The sequence below is a fragment of the Arhodomonas sp. KWT genome, from assembly GCF_010993615.1.
Window position 1 is genome coordinate 1 of sequence record NZ_WNXE01001079.1, and the last position, 550, is coordinate 550.

1 protein-coding gene is annotated in these 550 nt (G+C 62.5%); it reads right to left on the reverse strand.

Annotation, left to right across the window (positions count from 1 at the left end):
- Positions 1-404 (reverse strand): ATP-binding protein (locus G7A99_RS24245; protein WP_205600057.1); only part of this gene is annotated, 404 nt, incomplete at its 3' end.
- Between the last annotated feature and the right edge of the window lie 146 nt (positions 405-550).

Consider the following 550-nt stretch of genomic DNA (forward strand, 5'->3'; position numbering starts at 1 on the left):
ATGAACGCGGAGTAGAAGCCCACGCCGAACTGGCCGATGAGCTGCGCGTCCTGTTTCTCGTCACCCGTCATCGCCTCCAGGAAGCGTTGCGTGCCGGAGCGCGCGATGGTGCCGAGGTTCTCGACCACGTCGTCCCGGCTCATGCCGATGCCATTGTCCTCGATCGTGACCGTGCGTGCCTCGCTGTCCGCATGCACCCGGATGGCGAGCTCCGGGTCGTCCTCGAGCAGGCTCTCGTCCTTCAGCGCCTCGAAACGCAGCTTGTCCGCCGCGTCGGAGGCGTTGGAGACGAGCTCGCGGAGGAAGATCTCCGGATTGCTGTACAGCGAGTGGATCATCAGATCCAGCAGCTGCTGGACCTCGGTCTGGAATTCCAGGGTCTCCTGCTGTGCCTCTGCGCTCATACCGCTTCGCATTCCCTTCTTGATCAATGACGTGGTCCACAACGGCCGCGGTCTGTACGATCGTAACCGCGGCGACGATCTTCGCATGGTGCCGGATCGATCCCATTTCAAGGCCGGGGAGAGCCGGGGGTCGATTCTATTACAAC